Origin of the sequence: Paenibacillus sp. FSL H7-0442 (assembly GCF_038593105.1) — a bacterium.
In the GTDB taxonomy this organism is placed as follows: Bacteria; Bacillota; Bacilli; order Paenibacillales; family Paenibacillaceae; genus Paenibacillus; species Paenibacillus polymyxa_D.
In genome coordinates this window covers 4,135,041-4,155,781 of the sequence record NZ_CP151963.1, presented here as the reverse complement: position 1 = coordinate 4,155,781, position 20,741 = coordinate 4,135,041, and the positions used below count along the sequence as shown (strand labels likewise).

The window sequence follows — 20,741 nt, the reverse complement described above, 5'->3', positions numbered from 1 at the left end:
TATAAAATCCTAAGGTATATTGACAAGTCATAAACATCATAAATGATGGATGAACAGAGGCTGTAAGCCGATGTACAGAAATGGGTGGTGAACAGAAATGTCAGATTTCAATCAGCTTAAAGAGCTTGAGCACACAAAATATCCCATATATGAAGGCTATGATTTGGGTCTTACTTATACGCCTGCGGGCAGCAAGTTCAAGGTATGGGCCCCGACTGCGAAGCAGGTCCATATAGCGTTGTATAGCGATGCAGGGGCGTACGATCAGGAGGGGAACGTTCAGGAGCACGGCGGGGGCCAGGAATTTCTCATGATCCGTGATGATCAAGGGGTATGGTCTATAGAGCTGGAAGGTGACTGGAACAAATATTATTACATGTACAGGCTGGAGTGGGCGGACAACACTGTTCATTATGCTGCCGATCCATATGCCACAGCGGTATCAGCCAACGGGCAACGTACAGCGATCATTGATTTGGCTCAAACCAACCCGGATGGATGGGAATTGGATGCGGGGCCTACCCTTAAGCGGCCGACGGATGCCATTCTCTATGAGGTTCATGTGCGTGATTTTTCGATGGATACCTATTTTAATACAGGGAAAAAAGGCTTATCTGCTGCTCAGGGACGGTTTGAGGCCTTTACGTATACGGGATTGAAGGATCCTGAGGGGAACAGTATCGGGCTGGATCATCTGCTGGAACTGGGCATTACACATGTTCATTTGCTTCCGGTAGCTGATTTTCATACGGTGAATGACTTTGCGGAATTAGATACTGAATATAACTGGGGCTATGATCCCCAGCATTATAATGTGCCGGAGGGGTCTTATTCTTCCAATCCGGCTGATCCGGAGGCACGTATACGAGAGCTGAAACTGCTGGTACAGTCTTTGCATTCTGTCGGCATCGGTGTCATTATGGACGTTGTATACAACCATACGTATTCGGTGGAACAGGGGCCATTTGAGCCTGTTGTACCTGGATATTATTACCGCACGGATGAACAAGGGCAGCTCACCAATGGATCAGGTGTAGGCAATGAGGTGGCAACCGAACGTCCGATGGTGCGCAAGTATATCAAGGATTCACTACGCTATTGGGCAGAGGAATATCATATAGACGGCTTTCGATTTGATCTGATGGGTCTGATTGATACACCAACCGTGGTGCAGCTTACGCAAGAACTTCGCTCTGAAGTGCGTCCGGATCTGCTGATCTATGGTGAGCCTTGGACGGGAGGAGAATCTCCACAACCCTTGCTTACGCTAAAAGGAACACAACGGGACAAAGGCTTTGCTGTTTTTAACGACAACTACCGTTCTGCTATTAAGGGGGATAGCGACGGTACTGGAAGCGGGTTTGCCACGGGGGCAGAACATCAGGAGGAGCAGGTGCTCAAAGGTGCTTTTGGGGCTATTCATGATTTCACAGCTCAGCCATCGGAGACCGTCAATTATGTAACTGCCCACGATAATCTCAATCTGTGGGATAAAATTTTGACGGTAAGACATTTGCGGGAGCACTGTCGTTTTCCACAATGGGAGCAGGGGAAGCCACAGGATGGGAGGACACCTGAACATGCTGTTGCCGAAGCAGATCCGTATGGGGAACTGGATGAAAATAACCTGCTAGAGGACGAAACCGTGCGCAAGTCCCTGTTGGCCAACGGCATGGTACTCACATCTCAAGGTATTCCTTTTATTCATGCAGGGGATGAACTGTTGCGCTCCAAATATGGAGACCACAATAGTTACCGGAGCTCAGATGTGGTCAATGCGATTCATTGGGATAACAAGGCGAGGTTTCGCCCCGTGTTTGATTACTACCAAGGCTTAATTGCTTTGCGACGCAGCCACCCAGCATTCCGAATGGACCAACGTGAGCTGGTGGAGCAGCACATGGAAGTGCTGCAAAGCAGTGGGCATGTGGTGGCCTTTGCTTTGAGGCACCATGCTAACGGCGATGCCTGGAATCATATTGTGGTGATTTATAACGGCTCGGATACGGAGCAGACGATAGTATTGCCTGCGGAATCGGATCGTTGGCATGTGGTCGTGGACGCACACGGGGCTGGTAATGAGACACGGTATGAAGTCGTAGGCCATCGTGTAACTGTATCGCGCTGGTCAATGATGGTGTTATATGATCAGGAAGAACCTGCACGAGTCTCCTTTTTGACTGAACAAGATCAGGCTAATCGTCAGGCGGAGAACGAATTGGAAGACTCGGATGAGGGAACAGATCAAGAAATTGCAGGTACAGCCATGGCTTTGACAGATGTGCAGCTTGGAAACGATAATGAAGTCGCTCCATTTCGTACGATTGAACTGATCTACGAGCGTACGGATCGGCAATACACTGGCTGGAACGTATGGGTATGGGGAACTGGGCATCGCGACGGACATGTCGAATTTCGGGATTTGGATGACGGTCGTGCAATAGCGCGTATTCAGGTGGCTCCTGATATACAGCGAATTGGCTACATTGTCCGGCTTAATCACTGGGATGCCAAGGATGTTGAGGCAGATCGATATATTGATATAGACCAGAACCAGTCTGTGATGCAGGTACTGATTCATAGTGGCAGAGAAGAATATTTGTTACTGGTAAATGATAATCGGGCCGGTTAGACTTGCGTGCTTGGTTGCGTATATACACAAAAATAGCATTTTTCGATCATTTCGAGAAATGCTATTTTTTTATGCAAACGTGTGTCAGTTTCAGAAAAAAGGGGTAAAATAAAATTATGGACTTGTTTAGTTTTGCCAGCTAGCTGGCTTACATCCTGTAGTACGACTGGTAAACAGGCAAGATTCTTGGAGGAAAATCATTTGTAAGGTAACCTGAAGGAGGTTGTATATCATGAGTTCTAATGGAGGAAGTATTCAACTGACCGCCCAGCCGAGAACAGAGAAGAAGGGTTCGGCCATTCGTGGATTGAGGTTAAAAGGACGGATTCCAGCTGTGGTTTACGGCTCTGAGCTTGAAGGAACCCCTGTACATGTCGATGCCAAGGAATTTAATAAAGTAGTCAAAACCGGACGTTCAGAGGTGTTTAACCTCACAGTAGAGGGTGGAGAAACCATTCCAGTTATTATTAAAGATTATCAACAGCGTGATAACCAATGGTTGCATGCCGACTTTCTGAAAATCTCCAAAAACAAACCGCTTCGCGTGCGTGTTTCTATTGATTATCAGGGTACACCTGCAGGTACAAAAACAGGCGGTATTCTGCAAGTTCAGGAAACGGAAGTTGAGGTCGAAGGTCTTCCGGCTGATTTGCCATCTACCATTGAGGTGGATGTATCCGCGCTGGATGTTGGCGACAAGCTGAGCGCTAGCGACTTGAAACTCCCTAAAGGAGTAACACTGCACGTCCCTGAAGAAGAACTGCTTGCTTCTATTATCGTTCCACGTGCAGTTGAAGTAGAAAATGCTGCTGTGGAAGGTGATGCAGCGGCAACCGAAGGCGCTGAAGAGGCTTCTGAAAACAAGGAATCCTAATATTATCAGTGGTACATGAACCTTTTCCAATTGCAAAGATCATCAAAAATGAATTCAAAATCGCTCCCTGTCAGGGGGGCGATTCTTTGCATTCATTTATTTACAATTACATACTCTTTCCCTTTAAGAGTTGTCCTGTTGTAATTTGACGATTAAAGGGAATGTGGAGTGTTTGCATGATTTTCATTCACTACGTGTTCTGATATGACGATATATAAAGTATGGTATTTACATTTTTATTTTATAAATACCTAATATATATTCTAAGGAGCGCGTACACAATCATGGACAGAACGAGTGAATTGTTGTGGCAAAGAAACAAATTGGTGATCATTATTTTTTGGATTATGGCCTTGAGCGGCATCGTCCCGGCATTATCTAATCCCTCGATGTGGGTATCTAATGGTGTAGGATTTGTAGTCGCGGCAGTTTTAACGATCCTGAATGTGAAAAAGAAAGGAATCCGCCTTATTCCGTGGATTACTACGTTTTTTAGCGTATTAATGTGTATATTTTTGAACTTATCTAGCGTCGAGGTAGTGACCACCATATTAATCTGCTCTTTGTTTTTGCTGTATCCATCTTACCGATATTTTCTGGTAGCTATGTCCTTAAATCTCTGTAATATTTTTGTGCAAATAACAATCGGTACGCCCGCAATTCCCCCGGCTACCGGTTCTTTGCGTTATGTGCATGAGTTTATTATTGTTTTACTCATTGGTTTGCTACTGTTAGTGGTGTCGGTGTTAAATCAAAAGCAGTTTAAGAAAAGTGAAGAGCAAAATAAAGATATCGATGCTACAAGGCAACGAATTGAATTTCTGTTTGAGCAAGTTAGACAAGCAGTGGCTGGATTGCATAGCTTTACAGAACGATTCAGGAATCAAGTAGATGCGACGGGCAGCGTGACAAATGAAGTCGCTATCGGATTTCAGGAGGTTGCCAAAGGGGTAGAAATGCAAGCTTCGAATATCACCGAGGTTACGGATAACTTGGCTCAATCTGACCAGCACGTGCGAGAGGTAGCTGATCATTCCCGAGAACTGAAGCAGCTTTCCGAAGATACGAAAAATGCCGGGGACAGAGGGAGCAGTCAACTGCTTGCATTGACGTCTCAAATTAAGGATTTGGGTCAAGTCATGAGTCGTACCAAAGAAGAACTGGACGAGTTTAGAGTACAAAGTGATAACATGTCTGCCATGCTTAAAGATATTACTCAAATCTCGAAACAAACTAATTTGCTGTCCTTGAATGCATCCATTGAGGCCGCCAGAGCGGGAGAGCATGGAAAAGGATTTGCCATCGTAGCTGGCGAAGTGCGTAATTTGGCTGAAATGGTAGGGAACACCTCGGTGGCGATGGAAGCTATTTTGACTCAACTGAGAACTCAGATGGATTCTGTCGTAAGCCAATTTGACATGGGACAGCACAGGCTACAGCAAAGTATGGAATCGGCACATTCGACCGAAATTGTACTGGAAGACATCCTGCAAAACGCCAATAAAGTGCTGATGCAGGCCGTGGATGTGGAAAACAGTACGAATAGCATGCAGCAGTATTCATCTCAGGTTGTTCAAGAGATGACGGAATTTTCAAGTGTAACGGAACAGGCGAGTGCAGCATCAGAACAAATTTTGGCTGGAGTAGAGGAACAACGAAATATAACCTCCAATATGGTGACCGGGTTTAGTGAGCTAGAGGCGTTGATTATCCAATTAAAAGAACTGGTACATGATCAGAAGGAGTACAACAGTCCTACCGAAATCAGCAAAAGCAAATAACCGACAAGCTTCTTCATCGGACTAGAGAGCCGGGGAGTATCGCTATCAAGCGGTACTCTCCGGTTTTTTTCTGCGTTTGAAGAAGGGAAATGAAGAAGAGGCGATTTCTAGAAGCTATAATTAGATGGAAGTTGATGGTATAATTTGTGGCAGTTTAAATGCTTTGTAACTAAGGGGGGATAAATTCTTATGGAGCTTAAATATTTGTTATTCGGCGTGTTGAGCCTATTGGGTAGCGGAGTGATATATACGATGGAGCGCTTTATAGCGGTCATTCAATGGGCTGCGAATTCCGTACCTGTTAAATTGAATAGTTCGGGCATTTCTATGTCAGAACCTGATATGCCGAGTTTTGTTGACAATATATTTGTTATTATTTTATTCGTATGTGGCTTGATGATACTTGGGTATGGTGTGTATGAACGACGTACACGATAACATAAGCATATTCGTTTTTATTTGGGAGGAACGCAGGTGAACGCCTTGTTGGAAATGCTGATGCAGCTGTTTGAGCGCGCAGCGTTGTTACTGATTTGTTTATTTTTTATTACACGTATCCCCCGATTTAAGGAAACCTTGCAAAAGAACAGTCATTCTCCGGCAGAGCTGGCCATACTAACATTGATTTTTTGCATGTTTGCACTGTTCGGCACCTACACCGGGATTGAAGTTGAAGGTTCGCTTGTTAACGTTCGAATCATAGCAATTATGGCAGGCGGTATTTTGTTTGGACCCTGGGTTGGGATCGTTACAGGTATTATATCGGGTATCCATCGTTATCTGATTGATATCGGGGGAGTGACCTCGATTCCGTGTCTGATTACGAGTATTCTGGCAGGTGTGGTGTCAGGATACATCGGCCGCCGGGTCAATCGTTCCAAGAGATGGCTGGTCGGTATCGCCGCAGGTATGGTCTGCGAAGCGTTGACGATGCTGCTCATTATGGTGATGGCACAACCCCATAGCCTTGGAGTGGACATCGTTTCCAAGATTGGTCTACCGATGATTATCGGAGAAGTCAGTATCGGTTTAATCGTTCTGTTGATCCAGAGTGTGGAGGGGGAAAAGGAGAATATCGCGGCCAGACAGGCCAAGCTGGCACTGGATATTGCCAATAAGACGTTACCTTATTTTCGCTCCATTAATGCCGAATCCTTGCATACGATTTGCTCGATCATAAAAGAAGACATCAAGGCAGACGCGGTGGCGATTACGGATACCAGAGATGTGCTGGCCTATGTCGGTTTTGGCGAAGAGCGTTATCACATCGGAGATGAGATCATTAGCGATGTGACTAAATCGACAATCCGCAGCGGTAAAATCACGATCCGCAATCATATTGCAGACGATAAAACACCCCAAATCCAGTCCCTGCTCATTATCCCGTTAGAGGAGCGGGGAGAAGTAACCGGAACGTTGAAGATTTATTATCGCAAAGCTTATAAAATCACGTATCCGTTGCAGACGATGGCGATTGGCTTGTCTCAAATCATTTCCACGTTAATGGAAGTATCGCGTGTGGAGCAAATTAAGGAAGCGGCGAATAAGGCCGAGTTAAAGGCACTCCAGACTAAGATCAATCCTCATTTTCTGTTCAACGCGTTGAACGCCATTGCCTCGACGACACGCACCAAGCCGGATAAGGCCCGAGAGCTGATCATTAATTTATCGGGTTATCTGCGCTATAATTTGGAGCTGAATGATGATTTGATTGAAATTCATAAGGAGCTTCAGCAGGTGTCTGATTACGTAGAAATTGAAAAAGCACGCTTCGGCAACCGGCTTCAGGTAGAGTATGTAATGGATGAGGTGTCTGTGCGTATTCCAAGCCTTATTATCCAGCCCCTGGTTGAGAATGCGATTAATCATGGAATCCTCAAGAAAAAGGGGGCAGGTACAGTAACCATTTCTGTAAAGGATCGTGGAGAAAAGGTGCGTATTTCTGTGGCAGATACCGGGGTGGGTATACGCGATGATGTTGTGGATAACCTGTATCATGATCGGGTTCCGGCTAAACAGATCGGCTTGTACAATGTGCACAGACGGCTCAAGCTTATGTACGGCGAAGGAGTTATTATTCTAAAGCATGAGCCGGGCACCGAAGTTTATTTTGACATACCAAAGGAGAAGTCATGAAGGCCATAATTGTAGAAGACGAACTTCCGGCACGTGAAGAGCTGGAGTATCTTATTCAGACTCATAGCAACATTGAGGTGACCGATAGTTTCGAGGATGGGCTAGATGTGTTTCGGTTTCTGCAAGATCAGGAGACGGACGCGATCTTTCTGGACATTAACATTCCTTCATTGGACGGGATGCTACTGGCACAGAACATTAGCAAATTTGCCAAAAAGCCCTATATTATTTTTACGACCGCCTATAAAGAACATGCGGCGCAGGCTTTTGAACTGGAGGCGTTCGACTACATCCTCAAACCATATGATGAAAAAAGGATCGCATCTATGCTACGTAAGCTGGAAAATGCTTATGAGCAGCAGAACGTTCCAATACAGGAGCCTGTCCAGACGGCGCAACCCCGAGCTGCTGAAGCCAGCACCGTTGCTGCGCCAGGTCGTATTAATCTGCTGAAAAATGACAAAATCATCGTAACGGATGCGAACGATATTTACTATGCGTGTGCGCAGGAAAAGGTGACCCGTGTCTTTACTAGGCACGAAGAATATACGATGCCGATGAGCATTTCAGAATTTCATAGCCGGTTGCCGCAGCAGGACTTTTTCCGCTGTCACCGATCGTACACAGTTAATCTGTCGCAGATCCGTGAAATTGTACCTTGGTTTAATCATACGTATCTCCTGCGTTTGCGTGGACTAGAGGCTGAAATTCCAGTAAGCCGTAGCAAGGCCAAGGAATTTCGGCAAATTATGCGACTTTAAAGGCATTTCATTCCGCTATATGTGCATTTCATTCCTCAAACGATTTCTGGCTGACATGCAGGGTTATAATAACCCGTGTAGAGAGAATCCTTACAGACTTGCTCCTCCTCAGGCGCAAAGTATACTGGATTCCCGGTTATCATAATCACAAATTGACGCTGTAGAGCCGGAATGAAAAGAGGAGATTGAAATGAAAACAAACAGCGGAAATCGTTGGCTTGTCGTACTTGGAACAATCATTGTCCAGATGGGATTAGGAACCATTTACACATGGAGTTTATTTAATCAACCGTTGGTGGACCGCTTTGGCTGGAACCTCAGTTCGGTTGCCATTACATTTTCAATTACCAGTTTTGCACTGGCATTTGCTACTTTATTCGCAGGCAAACTACAGGATAAATGGGGACTACGTCGTTTGATTTTGTGTGCAGGTGTCGTGTTAGGAGCAGGGCTCATGCTCAGTTCACAGGTAACTTCGTTATCCCTGCTATATATTTTGGCGGGTATTGTCGTAGGTTTTGCGGATGGAACGGCATATATTACATCACTTTCTAATCTGATTAAATGGTTTCCTGAGAAAAAAGGACTTATTTCCGGTATTTCGGTTGGGGCATATGGAACAGGCAGTCTTATATTCAAGTATATTAATGGTTCGTTGATTCAGTCCGTTGGTGTATCGCAAGCGTTCTTATATTGGGGAATGATCGTGCTGATCATGATTGTGGGTGGTTCTTTCCTGGTAAAAGAAGCTGTAGTCGTGAACAAGCCTTCGGTACAAAATGGGGTTGTACAGCGGGACTACACCGTAAAAGAAATGCTGCGCACCAAGCAGGCATACCTGCTGTTCGTCATGTTCTTTACCGCTTGTATGAGTGGTCTATACCTGATTGGAGTCGTCAAAGATATCGGCGTACGGATGGCCGGCCTAGATGTAGCAACAGCCGCGAATGCGGTCGCTATGGTCGCTATTTTCAATACGGCGGGTCGGATCATTTTAGGTGCGCTATCGGATAAAGTAGGTCGTTTGAAAGTAGTAGCGGGTGCGTTGCTGGCAACGGCGGCTGCAGTTACAGTGTTAAGTTTGGTACCGCTGAATTATGGTTTGTTCTTTGCCTGTGTAGCAGGAATTGCTTTTTGCTTCGGCGGCAACATTACAGTCTTTCCTGCCATCGTAGCTGATTTCTTTGGACTGAAAAATCAAAGTAAAAACTATGGTATTGTGTATCAAGGCTTTGGCCTTGGTGCGCTGGCGGGGTCATTTATCGCAGCCTTGCTCGGCGGATTCATCCCGACCTTTACCACAATTGCTGTGCTGTGCGTCGTATCGTTCCTGATTGCCCTTACCATTCGCACTCCAGAACAAGGTAAAGGCAAACTGCGCAGTGAACGGAAGAAAAATACGAACAGTGTGCGTAGCATGAAGCCCGGAACAAAACTGGGTTAAAGGATTTGAGAAAAAAGGACCAGATGAATGCCAAAAGACCTGTCATCATTTCTCTGTGGGAGATTATGGCAGGTTATTTGTTTTTCCAATAATCTATTTTACGGTATAATAAAAAGATGTGTAATAAGCCGATATATACAAAAGACATAAGCTAAGAACCTGACAGGAGGACGAGTCATGATCGTGGATACAAGCGGGAATCTGCTTGCCCGCAATACGAAGCTGCGAAATACATATCAAATTCGAAGCGCCTTGTCCCGCAGTGAGCTGGCCATCGTGTATACGGCAAGGCTGTTGGATAACCGAGAAAAGGTCATTGTGAAGGAATTTTTTCCGAATGCACTGGCTTTGCGGGGGATGGATCGAAAAACGGTCACTTGCGGTGCTTCTATGCAATCCAAATACGTGGAGTTTATGCATTATTTTTTGCGTGAAGGGCAAATGTTGAAGGAGTTAAGTCACCCGGGAATTGTCGGTTATATAGATCACTTTGAGGAAAATGGAACTGCCTATCTGGTCATGGAATACTGTGCAGGCAAGACACTGGATCGAATGATGAAAGAAGAGGCTGCGCCAACGTATGACCCCACTTTTTTGTACCATACGCTGCTACCTTTAATTGATGCCATGGAGTACATTCATGACAAAGGAATTATTCATCGGGATATTAAGCCGGGCAACATTATGATTGGGGAAAATGGCAACGTCAAGCTGATTGATTTTGGTTCGGCTGTGCATTTTGAAGGCAAAGAGCATCCGATTTTCACCACGGCGGGCTATTCTCCGCTGGAATTTTACTCTAATCGTTCGCAGCAGGGACCTGTGTCGGATATCTATAGTTTGGCCGCTACGCTGTATTATTGCCGAAAAGGAACACCTCCGCCAGATGTGCCAGGCCGATTATTTGCAGATCATGCTGAGCGGATTCAGATTGAAAATGCGGGACTTTCTCTGCTGCCGTATGTCATTCGGCGTGGTCTGGAGGTACAGGCTAACAAGCGCTGCCGCTCACTTCGATGGTTTAAAGCCGCACTACGTGCGGAATATTGGATAAAAAAAGGGAAGCGCCCTACTCTTACGGTTCGTTAATCGTAAGAGACGGCGCTTCTCTTTTTTTACGTTGTGACCGACATTATCCTGTCGGAGCTTGGATATGGTCGGTGTACACTGAAGTATTTGGTTTAATCGCTTTGTATCGCAGCTCGATTTCAGTGACACCATCCTCGAATGTAATGTACAGTTTGTCACTGTACTCCATGACCGCTTTTTTGTTGCGAGCTAATCTGATCTTTCCATGCTGTAAGGCACAGCGTGTATCATGTTTCACGATCAGGCTCCCTTTTTTACCTGCGGAAAATAGGATCCGTTCCGCTTCTGGCAACGGTTCGTGAACGTCAAGCGTACGGAACAACTCCTGCAAGCTGACCTTACGACCCGGAAAGGAGGTGAGCGGCCAGGATTTTACCGGAATCTCCTGCCCACTTGCTGTAGCGAGAAAATATCCTTCGATTCTTCCGGCAAACTGCGGCTTCGGCCGCAAGAACCAATACAGAAGAGCGGCTACCACGATACTGATGGCTACTGTCCATTTAATGGCTGTATACCGAGATTGTACGGTAACGGTTAGTGTAGCGCTGCTGGATGCTCCTTCCGGATCGGTGGCAGTAATCTTTAGCTGAGAGTCACCTGTGCGGAGCTCGGATAGCAGCAGATCATTACCGTTAATCTCAGCATGGATCGCATCCCCAGAGGCTTCTGAATCCAACTTATAGTTCAGCTTGTCATGATTCGGGTCAACAATAAAATCCGATACACTTCGACGGGAATCACCGTCTTCTTTCACCAGGTGAATCGTCAGGTCTTTTAAGACCTGTGGCGCTGCATTGGCCGCGTGAACTTTATGTACAGTTCCCTTACGGTACCATTGCGGACTATCCAGAGATAGCTGCCATGTATAATCCCCGGTTTGAGGGAACGCATATTCGGTATGGAAGGCTCCTGACTTATAGGTCATAGGCACCTTTTTGGCTGTGCCCCCCTTTGGAGTAACAATAATATGGGCTTGGAGAGACGTATATACGGCTTCATCCGTAAGCTTTTGACTGTCGGGTAACAGGAGCTGAGCTTGAAACGGTGTGGCTTGACCTTTCAGCAACTGCACAGGCTTGTCGCCATGAGTTGCCGATGCTTGCTTTCCTCCTATGGTTGCTTCGGCTTCCAGTCGGTAGCTGCCAAGTAAATTGATTTTCACCAAATCCCCGCGTATGCCCCGTAGTTTCAACTTCACTTTGCCTGCCTGTGGATGCTCGATTTTTAAAATCGCATATCGGCTCGACTTGTACCTGCGGACATTTTCTGAATTGGAATATAGCTGTGTTTCCAGAAGGGGATGCTCCGACAAAAGCACCAGATTGGCTTCCTCCATACTGGAATCAGGTAGAGTTACAGTTAATTCCTGCATCTCGCCAGTGGTCGTAATTGCAGCAATTGGAACGAGCTTGGAGCGAATTTGACTGGCGAAAATACGGTTCAGAATTTCCGGCAGATCCTCGGCACTACTCGTAATAAAAGAAGCTCCACCCGTTTGAGAAGCGATCCGTTCGAGTTCTTGTCGGTTCACTGTGCCATCATGGTTCAGACCAATCGTGTACACCGGATATCCTTTGGTCTGTGCAGATTTGATGACAGAGGATACATCGTTATTGGAGTCACCTTTGGATCGGGAACCAGAGGAGGCACCAAAATCAGTCTCTCCATCTGACAATAGAATCATAAAAGGCTGACGCCCTTGGGATGCTCCTGCGGCTAGAAGCTCCGAGCCTTTGCGCAACCCAAGTCCCAAATCCGTATAACCGGAACGGTTAAGTGTTCTGATTTCCTGCTGGATCTGGGATTTTTGCGCTGCCACGGCAATCGAAGTGAGTGGTTTCGAGGCGACCACGTGATGATTGTAGGCAACGAATCCGACGCGTGTGCGGTCTGCATCACTCAAATCCATAAACATATTGATGACTTCCGCGGCAATGCCCTCAGGATCGGTATCCCTCATGGAATAACTGGTATCCAATACAAAAACGGCATCATAACCCTCGATCGGGACAGCACCTAAAGATGCTGCATTAGCCTGATTTACACTGCAAATTTCCCCATTTAAGCCCATTTGTAAAAATAGTACAAAAGTCATGAAAACAATAATCGCTAGTTTCCTTATTCTGAACATAAGCTCCTCCATCGCCGAGGCCAACGTGAGGGGATCAACTCTCCTAATCCTTGGGATATAAGGGATAAAGGATCAAAACAGCTGATAACCCTCACATTAGCCATGAATTTGATTCTTTTACGCTTATCAGAAATATCCAATGGACTTCTATCGGTAATTGAGTTCCATTTGTGAATATTTCCCTGAAGAAACAGGTCTAACATATCATAAAAACTACGTATTCACGCATAAAATGAGTCAAAATGCCCTGTTTCAATCTGAGACTACAGAAATTGACAAAACTGAAGGGTGCTTTGTATGATAGCTCTCGTATCAACGGCAAAAATTGGGATTGAAGTTAGGAATACGAAATCATAAATTTAAAATTTCTGTGTTATCTGACTTTGTGATTTAAAAAAACATCTCACTTGCATGCTTTGCCGTTAAAAGCCGAATAACGCTTCGGACCGATTTTCGAGGTTACATGCCTGTACCATAAATGTGGTATAAGCTCAATCCTTTGACGAATTTAAATGTATAAGTAGGGGGGAGGAGGCAAAAGAACTAAAAATGAGTATTCGTCCGTTTCAAATTGGACATCCCGTGTCCGTGTATGGAGCAATGGACCTATAACTCATACTTTATTCATTTGCCGACAGCGATGGAAATCATTTATCAAACCAACCGGACAATGCTTTTTGAAGAGATTAACCCGGAAAAGCTGGACCTGATCACCATAGTAGGTGATGTGAAGGGTATTGACAGCTTGAGCGATGAGAAGATCAAGGAGATTAATCAGCACCTTCTGGTGCGCAGCTTTGACGAATTTTTGGATAAGTTTTCACCGACCGTGTATTCGTTTTTTAACGCGGCCAATCAAAAAGTCGTCTACACCCTTAAAAAGCCAGAAGGAATTGATGAGGATAGCATTTCTGAAATTCGTGTAAATCAAAGTAATGACTTTCTGAAAATGTTGTTTACGCTCATCGATACCAAGCGCAGTCAAGGAATCACTAATGTAGATTTCAAATTTGAAAATCTGCTGGATATGATTTCACCGAAAAAGGTCATGGATGATATTCGCCAAGTCCGCAAAGAAATTCACTATATGTATGGTGAATACGACAAGCTGGATGATGGTGACCCGAAGAAACTTGACATGGGTGACAAGCTGAATGGCATGTTCGAGGAAGCGAGTCAAAACTACAACAACGTTATGGCTATGCTTCCACTGGCAATTGAGGACATCAAAACCCGCCTTCTGCTCGGTGGCGCGCAAGAGGAAAACTCCGGTGAACTGATCCAGGTGGGCATGCTCTCCATTGGGGAAAGCGGCGAACTGAAAATTATTGAAGCGCCGAAGAGCGACAGCACTGAGCTGATGTTGTTGGATGAGAACAGCACTGGCGATCTCTCTCAAGTATTCGAAGAAGATTATAACTCTATCACAGATACGCCTTCTGATTATGTGAAGGATTTGGTAGTTCGCACGTTTGTGCCACTGCCAGCTGTTCAGACCAAGGTGGATACAGCAGTTGAGGTTCAGAACTACAACACGTATCTGGAGTTCTATAAAAATGCCAAGGATGATTTCGTAAAGGCGGTTAAGCCGCTTGTGGAAAAAATTCTCGGTGTCAAAATGTTCTTCGATCAATATGCAACGAAGAGCAAAGGCATGCTGCCGACAATGCTGGTGGCGAACAACAAGCTGGACATGCTGGTAAAAAGCAGCAATATCCCGCGCCTGGAAACGTACCTGAACACGGTGAATGCTAAGAATGAATTCAGCGACACGATCTGGTTCGGTATCGTTCCATCCGTCGAGCTGGAAGCAGCCGGTAAGGTAAAAGTTTCACGTGAACGCTTCAAGGGCAACGAGAAGGTCGTTAAGCAGGGCGGCAATTCAATGGAATCGCTCTCGATGCTGCTGCAAGTCGTGAAGGATTACAAAATTCAAATGTTCTTTAATTTTGAATCCGGTGAAGAAACGACTTTCAACAGTATGGCAACAGCAGGCATTGATAAATATGTCGATAAATGCGCTAGTCTCGTTCGCAGAGAATATAGCGAATTTGCAATTCCTTGTGTACCGAACTTTACGATTATTCCGAAGGACAAATCGGGTGTCATTATCGACAGCAAAATGCTACAGACCGAAGATGGTGTACAGCTCTCTAAGGAGAAAGAGGATATTCTCAAGCTGTGGATCGAGGGCGTTTATGTAGGTGCAGCCTACGTTGCCGCCGGCTTGGTCGCTTCCTATCAGTGTCCTGAATACCTGCGTGAGACGTTCAAAACGGTCAATAAGAACTTCCCTGGCGTACGCTTCGATATCGAGGCAGGAGACAACAGTCTGCGCACGGTGACGACGATGGCCAAGGAAATCACCGGTTTCACCAACACGATCAAGGATGCCATCAACCGTAAAAACTTCGGCTTTGTATTCTCGTCCGAGAATGCACAGATCCAGGATAAGGATATCCGCCGGATTACCGTCTACAAGGCGAGAAGCATGGCGATGTCTGAGGACGGTTTTGACTCCATCTACAAGACGCTGGTCAGCACGTACATTGAACGTATTTTGCGCTACCAGACAGGGGACTTCAAACACGAAAATATCGTCCGCTTCTTCAGTAACAATCCGAGCAGTCAGAAGAGCAAGTGGCTGAGCAGCAGAGGATCTGTTAACTCGATCATTCAGGACGGAGACGATATGAGCTTCATTATTGATGAGAAAAGCAATATGTGCCATATCGACCTGGTCTTCAACGGTAATGTGAAGAACCTGGAAGTCATGATCACTAAAGGAACCAGCTCGGTCAAATCATGATCCGAGCCCTACGAAAGATGTTAGAGGCGTTTCTTTCTAGAACCGCCTTTATACATAAATCGCGAAGAAGCTCTGCTTCTTCCGCCATCATATTACCTAATTTCAAGGAGGCAACACACATGGGATTCAGATTGAAAGTAGAAGGACAAGAAACAATTGAGCTGGGCTTGGATAACATCCAAACGGTTATTTATGACACCGATACACCGGACGATTCCAATGCACGCTCCACTGACGTAGGCTCCACGCTGCGCATCAGCGGCAAAATCATCACAGCAGTAGACGGTGACAGCGCGGATGACACGCTGAAACTGGCTTTGTGGTCTCTGGTTCCTGCTGAAAAAGCAGACAGCTACCGTAAAGTAACACTGGAAGTTATCGCAGCTGATCAAGTTGTGCGTAAAATCCACTTCCCGAATGCTTTCGTTGTAGACTACAACGAGCACTTCGGCGACACAGAAGGTGTAGGTGCATTTACACTCTACATCAAACAAAAGAAAGACAAAACCGAGCTGGCTACAATCGACGGCGGATATCCGGTTTAAGCTTAACGTCTTCACGTTAAGTGCAGCTTAAACACACACTCACCCGGCACACAAGTGCAGGGTGGATAAATATTAAGAGGCCTACGGGTCTCTTAATATTTATTTTTTTCGGAGAGGGGAACATCACACAATGACTAACTACTATGAGCTGCTCGGTGTCAGCCGGGATGCTTCGGAGGCAGAGATTAAGCAGGCTTACCGTAAACTGGCCAAAAAGTATCATCCTGATACCAACCAGGGAAGCGAGGAAGCAACGCGCAAGTTTAAGCTGATTCACGAGGCTTACAATACATTGCGTGACGAAGCATTGCGGCAGGCATACGATGCCGAGCTCATCCGAAAAACCGAGGGAGCTGGCGGGAAACAGCAAGAGAGAGGGAGAGGGGCTTCATCTTCCGGCGGTGCGCGTACGGCAGCCAAAGGATTCAATCCGGCTGATATAGGAACTGATTTTGAGCAATTTTTTGGTTTTCATCCGAAAACGAAGGAAGGCTCACCAGGGAAAAAAACGAAAAAATCCGGTGATCCGACGGATACCTCAGCGATGTTTAACCAATTTTTTGGTATTCGTAAAAAATGATGATTTCAGGATAGAAATGGGGGAAGCAAGCAGTGAAAACGGCGCAGAACAGATGGGTTTTCATCATAGATGTTGCCATGTTCGGGCTGATGCTGGCGATCGCCTTTTATGTGTTTAATCGTACAGGCTACAGCGGTTTGAAAACCGTGGTCGCGACAGGTATTGGAATCGGCGTGCTTGTATACATACTGCGCAATCTGGTGTCCGTTGTACCTGTGGCCAAGTCAAGGGCACAACGTCAGCGGATTGCCAAGCTGGTGTTGATTGATGAAGAGGGCGAGTCCATTAAAGAATGGTATATCGAAGGCGAAACGTCGCTCTTAATCGGCAAAACGACGTCACGTTCGGAGGCGGATATTGATTTGGCAGGTACAGATTATGCCTCCCTGGTAAGTGTGGAACATGCGGTACTCAACCGGGTGAACAGCGACTGGTTTGTGGAAGATGTGGATTCCGGTAATGGTACAGGCTTGCGGTCTGCCAACGAAAGTGTAACCAAGAAATTGGAAAGCGGTGAGCCATACCGGATTTACTCAGGTGACTTGTTATATATTGCCAATACAAGGGTGCTCGTTAAATAGATGAGGATGCTGCAAAATCCTCAGATCGCTGAAAAGACAATCATGACAATGGGGGAAGGAACCGACTATGAGTTTGACAAGATGCCCGAACGGACACATGTTCAGTACACGAAAGCACGGAAATACGTGTCCTTATTGCAACACGGTAGTAAATATAGCTGCACCCAAGAGCGCGGAGCCAGCAGCGAAAACAAACGTCGCGGGAGATAATGACAAAACAATGCCGTATTTGGGTGAGACGGTGGGGATTCATCCGGTAACTGGATGGCTGGTATGCATCGAAGGAGCACAGGTGGGTCAGGACTATCGCATTATGGCGGAGAAGAACTTTATCGGGCGCGCAGAGGAAATGCATGTCCGCATTATCGGGGACAACACGATTTCTCGCAGAAATCATGCGGTTATTGTGTATGATCCGAAGAAACGCAACTTTTACTTGCTGCCAGGCGATTCATCGGGTTTGGCGTACCACAATAACGAGGCGGTATATTCACCAGCAGAGCTGGCTGCCTATGACGTGATTCAGCTGGGACACAGCAAATTTATCTTTATCCCGCTGTGTGGCGCCCATTTTGAGTGGGATAACGAAAACTAGGATGGAATTGGGCAATGGTGCAGGGAGGTAACGATATGCAGCCTTATTTTGTTGTAAGTGGAGCTGCGGTACTATTCGCTGTTCTTCTCATGATCCGTATACGACTGACGCGAAGTTCCGGCAGCCGTACCGTAAGTGGAATTGAAATCGGAAATGGTCAAACGATCGGGAGCCGGAGCGAGCAGGATGATTATTTCTCCAGTATGACGACAACTGTCGGTACGCTGGCTGTTGTCGCAGACGGTATTAGTGGACTGGCCAATGGACGTATGTCCAGTACCTTGGCTGTGACGACTTTTACAAAGGCATTTGCCAAGCTGGAAGATGCAACGAATTTGAACGGCTATTTTGCAGAAGCGGCAACTCAAAGCAATCGCGGCATTTTGCAAAATTTGAATGGACAGGGTGGAGGAACGACGCTGGCTGCGGTCATTGTGTGCGGATATCAGCTGCATTACGGAGCGGTGGGTGACAGCCTGATTACGATTTACCGTAATGGTCATTTCCAAACAGTCAATTCCAAGCATACAGCAGAAACACTGCTGGAGGAACGAGTGCTTGCTGGACAAATGACCTCGGAGGAAGCCAAAACGAGTCCAGTGCGCAATCAACTGGTCAACTACTTGGGCTATGAGGGCTTTGAGAGCATGGAACTGGGGAGTGCACCGATTCGTCTGTATTCGGGCGATCATGTGCTGTTGTGCAGCGATGGCATTCAGGAGGCGCTGACGGAGATTGAATTGGAAGAGATTATGCGCAAGGGTGGAACACCGCAGGAAACAGCGGATGCCATGATCGACGCCATTAATGATAAAGGCTTTAAAAGTCAGGATAATGCAACAGTACTTATTTTGGCGATAGGATGAAACAAGAAAGACGGGGGTAGCGATGCGCAAGGACAACAGCGATTTTAGTACCGCCTTTGTGTCGGAAGCGGGCTCTTACATAGACAACCGGGACTATTTTGCATTCATGGAGACGGACGACATGGCCTGTTATGTCCTCGCAGACGGTCTGGATTCGGATCAGGAGCTGCGCAGCGCAGAAATGGTTGTCAAAACGGTGCTTGAAAACTTCATGGAGAAGCCTTCCATGTCCAAGCGGCGCTTGATGAGAGATCTGCGTGAAGCGCAGGAATGGCTGCAATTTGAAAGCCGTCGTGTTCGGCTCAAAGCCAGTCTGCTGATGGTAGTGACCAACTACAACAAAATGGTGTACGTTTCGTGCGGTAATGTGCGGCTATATCATTTTCGCAATGGAAGGCTTAATTTTCGCAGCAAGGATCATAGTCTGGCTCAGTCATTGGCAGATGATGGACGCATTCCAGACGAAGCGACCAGCACACATGAGGAACGAGGTAATCTGCTGGAATACTTGGGAAATCCGAATGGAGTTCATGCCCATTACGCCAAAAAGACCCAGCTTGCAGATGGAGATGTAATCCTGCTCGCCACATCCGGGATGTGGGAGGACGTTGAGCTGGCGGAAATGCTGGGGGCGCTAGAGGAAGCGAAGGATCCGGTCATGCTGACGGACACATTGGAAGAGGTTCTGCTAAGCAAACAGCACCGGACGGTGAACAATTACACGGCTGCGGCCATTTATGTAAATAAAGTTTTTCAGGAAAAGCCTAAAAACCGCCGTAAGCTGATCAAACGGATTTTGATTGCGTTGCTCGCCTTTGTAATCGTGGGCGGGGGAGCATGGATTACACTGGCGCGTATGGCAGCGAACAAGGCGGCTGCGCTGGAAACGATGGTCGAATCGGCACAGGCCGCGGATGATTATGCCAGGGCAGGAGATTATGCGAAGGCACTCAAGTCCTACAGTGAAGCGAAAAACGCGGCGGTTAAAATTAACGATAAGATTCATAAGCGACTATATACAGCCGAGCAGAAACTATCTCAATTACTGGTGGACGGAGACGGCTACGTGGAAAAGGCGGACTTTACCAAAGCTGAAGCCAGCTACGAGAAAGCACGGAAAAGCGCTGGTCTGTACCCGCCTTTCAATGTGAAGGATATTGAGCATAAAATCGACCAACTGGACAGCTATGCTGAGACGGCGAGCTGGATGAAGGACGGAGATTTGAAATTTCAGGGCGGCGATTACACGAATGCACTCAAGCTGTACAAAAAAGCAAATAAGGCTGCGATGGAATCCGGTTATACGTCTGCGCAAAAAGAACTGGAGAAGAAAATTACCGAGGCCAACGATAAATTGACTGCTATTCAGCAGCAGCTCAAGGAGATTCAAGCTGGCAAGCTTCAGGCTAAAGGGGATCGAATGATGAAGGATCTCGATTATGAAGGAGCCATTGATGCCTATAGCGGGGCACAGGAAATTTATCAGGAGATCGATAAGCTCGAAAGTGTTCTGGCATTGGAGCGGAGCATAGCCAAGGCGGAGGAAAAGCAGAGCGCTGAGCAGCAGAAAAACGGTCAGCTTCCTGCTGGATTGGGATTGTCTGACGGAGCGTTGAACGACACGGACGCAGGGGACGCAGCGAGTAATGCTTCAGCTTCCGTCGCTGCAACCCCTGCTGCAGAATCGCAAACGAAGGCTACGCCAACGGCTTCAGCGGGAACTACACCCGCGAAGAAGGAAGTCTCTTCAGCGGCAAAAAATAGCGGTACGGGCGATGGAAATGCCTCTTCGGCCAAGGCGGGCACCAGCAAAGAACAAGGAACTGCTGATTCCGCTTCTAAAGCAGAAGGAGCGTCTGATTCAGAGAACCAAGATCGGGCTGCTGCGAATGGAAGTTAAGTTTTCATGTTCAATGA

General features: G+C 46.5%; 16 protein-coding genes. 15 read left to right on the top strand and 1 reads right to left on the bottom strand.

Annotated features, from left to right (window positions below; all coding sequences use genetic code 11):
- Nucleotides 1–97 precede the first annotated feature (97 nt).
- The 8 genes from pulA (at nucleotide 98) to MHH57_RS18365 (ending at nucleotide 10,717) form a co-directional block, all read left to right on the top strand.
- Nucleotides 98–2,632 (top strand): type I pullulanase, encoded by a 2,535-nt coding sequence (gene pulA / locus MHH57_RS18400; RefSeq protein ID WP_342434377.1) that lies wholly within the window; start codon nucleotides 98–100, stop codon nucleotides 2,630–2,632.
- 232 nt (nucleotides 2,633–2,864) lie between these two features.
- The gene (locus MHH57_RS18395) at nucleotides 2,865–3,506 is read left to right on the top strand and encodes a 50S ribosomal protein L25 (RefSeq protein WP_029515690.1); all 642 of its coding nucleotides are present in this window, start codon (nucleotides 2,865–2,867) and stop codon (nucleotides 3,504–3,506) included.
- A gap of 284 nt (nucleotides 3,507–3,790) precedes the next feature.
- Nucleotides 3,791–5,287 (top strand): methyl-accepting chemotaxis protein, encoded by a 1,497-nt coding sequence (locus MHH57_RS18390; RefSeq protein ID WP_342425128.1) that lies wholly within the window; start codon nucleotides 3,791–3,793, stop codon nucleotides 5,285–5,287.
- Between the two features lie 189 nt (nucleotides 5,288–5,476).
- Complete coding sequence (locus MHH57_RS18385; RefSeq protein ID WP_029515688.1) at nucleotides 5,477–5,725, top strand: hypothetical protein; 249 nt, start codon at nucleotides 5,477–5,479, stop codon at nucleotides 5,723–5,725.
- Between the two features lie 36 nt (nucleotides 5,726–5,761).
- Nucleotides 5,762–7,423 carry a sensor histidine kinase gene (locus MHH57_RS18380; RefSeq protein WP_176715758.1) on the top strand — a complete coding sequence of 554 codons (1,662 nt, stop codon included), beginning with the start codon at nucleotides 5,762–5,764 and terminating at the stop codon, nucleotides 7,421–7,423.
- Nucleotides 7,420–8,184 (top strand): LytTR family DNA-binding domain-containing protein, encoded by a 765-nt coding sequence (locus MHH57_RS18375; RefSeq protein ID WP_029515686.1) that lies wholly within the window; start codon nucleotides 7,420–7,422, stop codon nucleotides 8,182–8,184. Before MHH57_RS18380 ends, MHH57_RS18375 begins: the two co-directional genes overlap by 4 nt.
- Before the next feature lie 190 nt (nucleotides 8,185–8,374).
- The gene (locus tag MHH57_RS18370; RefSeq protein ID WP_342434376.1) at nucleotides 8,375–9,628 is read left to right on the top strand and encodes an OFA family MFS transporter; all 1,254 of its coding nucleotides are present in this window, start codon (nucleotides 8,375–8,377) and stop codon (nucleotides 9,626–9,628) included.
- 177 nt (nucleotides 9,629–9,805) lie between these two features.
- Entirely contained in the window at nucleotides 9,806–10,717 is a 912-nt protein-coding gene (locus tag MHH57_RS18365; protein ID WP_029515684.1) for a serine/threonine-protein kinase, read from the top strand.
- 43 nt (nucleotides 10,718–10,760) lie between these two features.
- On the opposite strand, the gene MHH57_RS18360 is transcribed toward MHH57_RS18365, so the two are convergent.
- The gene (locus MHH57_RS18360; protein ID WP_340956514.1) at nucleotides 10,761–12,848 is read right to left on the bottom strand and encodes a vWA domain-containing protein; all 2,088 of its coding nucleotides are present in this window, start codon (nucleotides 12,846–12,848) and stop codon (nucleotides 10,761–10,763) included.
- Between the two features lie 640 nt (nucleotides 12,849–13,488).
- On the opposite strand from MHH57_RS18360, the gene MHH57_RS18355 reads away from it, so the two are divergent.
- The 7 genes from MHH57_RS18355 (at nucleotide 13,489) to MHH57_RS18325 (ending at nucleotide 20,724) form a co-directional block, all read left to right on the top strand.
- The gene (locus MHH57_RS18355; protein ID WP_023989860.1) at nucleotides 13,489–15,657 is read left to right on the top strand and encodes a hypothetical protein; all 2,169 of its coding nucleotides are present in this window, start codon (nucleotides 13,489–13,491) and stop codon (nucleotides 15,655–15,657) included.
- Between the two features lie 119 nt (nucleotides 15,658–15,776).
- Nucleotides 15,777–16,202: a hypothetical protein gene (locus MHH57_RS18350; RefSeq protein ID WP_013311475.1), complete on the top strand. Its 426-nt coding sequence runs from the start codon at nucleotides 15,777–15,779 to the stop codon at nucleotides 16,200–16,202.
- A gap of 130 nt (nucleotides 16,203–16,332) precedes the next feature.
- Entirely contained in the window at nucleotides 16,333–16,782 is a 450-nt protein-coding gene (locus tag MHH57_RS18345) for a DnaJ domain-containing protein (protein WP_029515682.1), read from the top strand.
- Nucleotides 16,783–16,814: 32 nt separating this feature from the next.
- Nucleotides 16,815–17,363 carry an FHA domain-containing protein gene (locus MHH57_RS18340; RefSeq protein WP_029515681.1) on the top strand — a complete coding sequence of 183 codons (549 nt, stop codon included), beginning with the start codon at nucleotides 16,815–16,817 and terminating at the stop codon, nucleotides 17,361–17,363.
- A gap of 67 nt (nucleotides 17,364–17,430) precedes the next feature.
- Nucleotides 17,431–17,958: an FHA domain-containing protein gene (locus tag MHH57_RS18335; RefSeq protein ID WP_028542470.1), complete on the top strand. Its 528-nt coding sequence runs from the start codon at nucleotides 17,431–17,433 to the stop codon at nucleotides 17,956–17,958.
- Between the two features lie 35 nt (nucleotides 17,959–17,993).
- A complete protein-coding gene (locus MHH57_RS18330) occupies nucleotides 17,994–18,824 on the top strand; it encodes a protein phosphatase 2C domain-containing protein (RefSeq protein ID WP_340886184.1) in 831 nt (276 codons plus the stop codon).
- Between the two features lie 22 nt (nucleotides 18,825–18,846).
- Nucleotides 18,847–20,724 carry a serine/threonine protein phosphatase gene (locus MHH57_RS18325; protein WP_340886183.1) on the top strand — a complete coding sequence of 626 codons (1,878 nt, stop codon included), beginning with the start codon at nucleotides 18,847–18,849 and terminating at the stop codon, nucleotides 20,722–20,724.
- The last annotated feature ends 17 nt before the right edge of the window (nucleotides 20,725–20,741 follow it).

What these genes read in the sequence shown, in the direction of transcription:
- MHH57_RS18325 (WP_340886183.1), top strand. Translation starts at nt 18,847, where the DNA reads ATGCGCAAGGACAACAGCGATTTTAGTACCGCCTTTGTGTCGGAAGCG.
- MHH57_RS18365 (WP_029515684.1), top strand. Translation starts at nt 9,806, where the DNA reads ATGATCGTGGATACAAGCGGGAATCTGCTTGCCCGCAATACGAAGCTG.
- pulA (WP_342434377.1), top strand. Translation starts at nt 98, where the DNA reads ATGTCAGATTTCAATCAGCTTAAAGAGCTTGAGCACACAAAATATCCC.
- MHH57_RS18385 (WP_029515688.1), top strand. Translation starts at nt 5,477, where the DNA reads ATGGAGCTTAAATATTTGTTATTCGGCGTGTTGAGCCTATTGGGTAGC.
- MHH57_RS18390 (WP_342425128.1), top strand. Translation starts at nt 3,791, where the DNA reads ATGGACAGAACGAGTGAATTGTTGTGGCAAAGAAACAAATTGGTGATC.
- MHH57_RS18370 (WP_342434376.1), top strand. Translation starts at nt 8,375, where the DNA reads ATGAAAACAAACAGCGGAAATCGTTGGCTTGTCGTACTTGGAACAATC.
- MHH57_RS18330 (WP_340886184.1), top strand. Translation starts at nt 17,994, where the DNA reads ATGCAGCCTTATTTTGTTGTAAGTGGAGCTGCGGTACTATTCGCTGTT.
- MHH57_RS18375 (WP_029515686.1), top strand. Translation starts at nt 7,420, where the DNA reads ATGAAGGCCATAATTGTAGAAGACGAACTTCCGGCACGTGAAGAGCTG.
- MHH57_RS18395 (WP_029515690.1), top strand. Translation starts at nt 2,865, where the DNA reads ATGAGTTCTAATGGAGGAAGTATTCAACTGACCGCCCAGCCGAGAACA.
- MHH57_RS18360 (WP_340956514.1), bottom strand. Translation starts at nt 12,848, where the DNA reads ATGTTCAGAATAAGGAAACTAGCGATTATTGTTTTCATGACTTTTGTA.
- MHH57_RS18345 (WP_029515682.1), top strand. Translation starts at nt 16,333, where the DNA reads ATGACTAACTACTATGAGCTGCTCGGTGTCAGCCGGGATGCTTCGGAG.
- MHH57_RS18355 (WP_023989860.1), top strand. Translation starts at nt 13,489, where the DNA reads ATGGAAATCATTTATCAAACCAACCGGACAATGCTTTTTGAAGAGATT.
- MHH57_RS18335 (WP_028542470.1), top strand. Translation starts at nt 17,431, where the DNA reads ATGAGTTTGACAAGATGCCCGAACGGACACATGTTCAGTACACGAAAG.
- MHH57_RS18350 (WP_013311475.1), top strand. Translation starts at nt 15,777, where the DNA reads ATGGGATTCAGATTGAAAGTAGAAGGACAAGAAACAATTGAGCTGGGC.